Origin of the sequence: Rhizobacter sp. (genome assembly GCF_031412075.1) — a bacterium.
Taxonomy (GTDB): domain Bacteria; phylum Pseudomonadota; class Gammaproteobacteria; order Burkholderiales; family Burkholderiaceae_C; genus Rhizobacter.
The window spans coordinates 1-2,144 of record NZ_JANOCG010000353.1 but is presented as its reverse complement, the minus strand read 5'-3'; the positions used below and the strand labels follow the sequence as shown (position 1 = coordinate 2,144).

The 2,144-nt window shown below is 64.6% G+C and carries 4 protein-coding genes; 2 read left to right on the top strand and 2 right to left on the bottom strand.

Features of this window, described 5'->3' with window-relative positions; translation table 11 throughout:
* Positions 1 to 541 (bottom strand): tRNA-dihydrouridine synthase (locus tag RMO40_RS13190; protein ID WP_309721836.1); only part of this gene is annotated, 541 nt, incomplete at its 3' end.
* 111 nt (positions 542 to 652) lie between these two features.
* Between RMO40_RS13190 and RMO40_RS13185 the strand changes: the two genes are divergently transcribed.
* Entirely contained in the window at positions 653 to 1,132 is a 480-nt protein-coding gene (locus RMO40_RS13185) for a VTT domain-containing protein (RefSeq protein WP_309721833.1), read from the top strand.
* A 120-nt stretch (positions 1,133 to 1,252) separates the two neighbouring features.
* On the top strand, positions 1,253 to 1,813 hold the full coding sequence (locus RMO40_RS13180; protein WP_309721831.1) for a hypothetical protein: 561 nt from the start codon (positions 1,253 to 1,255) through the stop codon (positions 1,811 to 1,813).
* Between the two features lie 66 nt (positions 1,814 to 1,879).
* Here the strand turns inward: RMO40_RS13180 and RMO40_RS13175 are convergent.
* A partial coding sequence (locus RMO40_RS13175; RefSeq protein ID WP_309721828.1) for a phasin family protein occupies positions 1,880 to 2,144 on the bottom strand: 265 nt, incomplete at its 5' end.

The window sequence follows — 2,144 nt, the reverse complement described above, 5'->3', positions numbered from 1 at the left end:
TGTAGCCCTGCTCGCGTGTGCGGCCATGAACCGTGACCATGGCCACACCAGCAGCTTCAGCGGCGCGCGCAATGCTCAACGCGTTGCGCTCGGCCTGGCACCAGCCGGTGCGCATCTTCAGCGTGACCGGCACGTTGTGCGGCGCACAGGCAGCAACCACGGCTTCGATGATCGCGTTGGCGAGCGGCTCGTCTTGCATCAGCGCCGAACCGGCCCACTTGGTGCACACCTTCTTGGCCGGGCAGCCCATGTTGATGTCGATGATTTGTGCGCCGCGGTCGATGTTGTAGGCGGCGGCCTCGGCCATCATGGCCGGCTCGGTGCCGGCGATCTGCACCGCGATGGGCGCCACCTCGCCCTCATGGTTGGCGCGGCGCGAGGTCTTGAGGCTGTTCCACAGCTCCTTGCGCGAAGTGACCATTTCACTCACCGCGTAACCCGCGCCCAGCCGTTTGCACAGCTGGCGAAACGGCCTGTCGGTGACGCCCGCCATCGGGGCGGCGAACAGGCGGTTCGCCAGTGGAATGTGGCCGATGTGCATGGCGCGGGGAGGCTGCGAAAGCCCGAGGGTGGCTGCTCAAAAAGGAGGCAGAGTATAGCCCCGGAAGCACGGCTGGCCCTGGACAAAATGCGCCCCGCATAATCCCTGCGAATGCAAGTATGGATCGATTCGTTGCTGGTTCTGTTGGCCCTGCCGAAATTCGGCCTGAGCACGATCTTCATCGTGGCCTTTGTCTCGGCTACCTTGTTGCCGTTGGGCTCTGAAGTGGCCGTGCTGGGTTTCCTGAAACTCAACCCGGAGATGTTCTGGCCCGCGGTGTTGGTGGCCACCGCGGGCAACACACTCGGGGGCGCCTTCACCTGGTGGATGGGTTACGGCGCCGAGCGTGCCTACGAGAAGATCGCCGAGCACAAGCCGCACGAAGCGCGTGTGCTGCAGTGGCTGAAGCGCTTCGGCGCCAAGGCCTGCCTGTTGTCTTGGTTGCCCGTCGTTGGCGACCCGCTGTGTGCCGTCGCAGGTTGGTTGCGGTTGCCGTTCTGGCCTTGCCTGATGTACATGGCCATCGGGAAATTCGGCCGCTATGTCACGATGACGGCGGCCGTGCTGTGGTTCTGGCCCGGCAAGCTGTGAGCGGCACGTTTTGGCTGGATTTGCCAGATAGTCGACAGTTGCTGCGGGCGCTACCCATGACCCGGCGCAGCTCCCATGGCACGATGACCCGGTCGAATTCGAACGAGGTTTGCGTCAACCATGAGCCGTGACAACAGCAAAGGCAAGCCCAGGCGGCCGGCCAAGGAAAGCTCTCCGGGCTGGCTCGATCGACTGAAACACCTGTGGCTGCGCTTGCAGCGCAAGGGACCCGGCGGCGACGCCGCACTCGATGGCACCGCCCGGCGAAACACCCCACCCGATCACTCCGAGGCCGTGCTGCTGCGAGCGGCGCTCAAGGGGGTGCTGGATCAACATGCCTCGTCACGCTCGGTGCTGGTGCACTTGACGGTGCTCGAGAAAGCGCTGGGCCGACTGGGTTTGAAGGCTTTCGACGAACTGCCGCACGACGTGCTGCGGCGTGCCATGTCGCAGCTTGAAACCCTGGTCTCCGATTGGTCGCCCGGCAACCTCGCGGCGCTGCGCGCGCGGCTCACCGCGTCGCTCATCAAGCGCGGGCGTGCCAACGATCGCCGTCGCACGTCGGAGCGTTTGGCTGATTTTCAGGACAGCCGGCAACTGCAGGTCAAGGACGTCAGCGTGAGCACCTTTATGGAAGCCAACGCGCGCTGGCAACATTCGCTGACGGGCCACAAGCGCTGAACCGAGTTCACGGGGCATGAAAAAGGGGCGCCGCGGCGCCCCTTCGTCATGCCTAAAAACCAACGCTCAAGCTGTCTTGCGCGCAGCACGCTTGGATGCGGGTTTGGCTGCCGGTTTGGCTGCCGGTTTGGCAGCTGTTTTGGCTGCGGGTTTTGCGGCTGTCTTGGCGGCAGTCTTGGTGGCCGGAGCCTTGCCACCCTGCTTGGCAACTTGTGCACTCAGTTCGTCGATGCGCTTGGTGAGGGCGGCCACGTCCTTGGCGCTCGGCACCCCCAGCTTGCCCAGGGCGCGGGCGGTGCGCTCTTCGAAGATGGATTCGAGCTTGTCCCAG

Excerpts from the sequence above, each read along its gene's own strand:
- RMO40_RS13185 (WP_309721833.1), top strand. The coding sequence starts at position 653 with ATGCAAGTATGGATCGATTCGTTGCTGGTTCTGTTGGCCCTGCCGAAA.
- RMO40_RS13180 (WP_309721831.1), top strand. The coding sequence starts at position 1,253 with ATGAGCCGTGACAACAGCAAAGGCAAGCCCAGGCGGCCGGCCAAGGAA.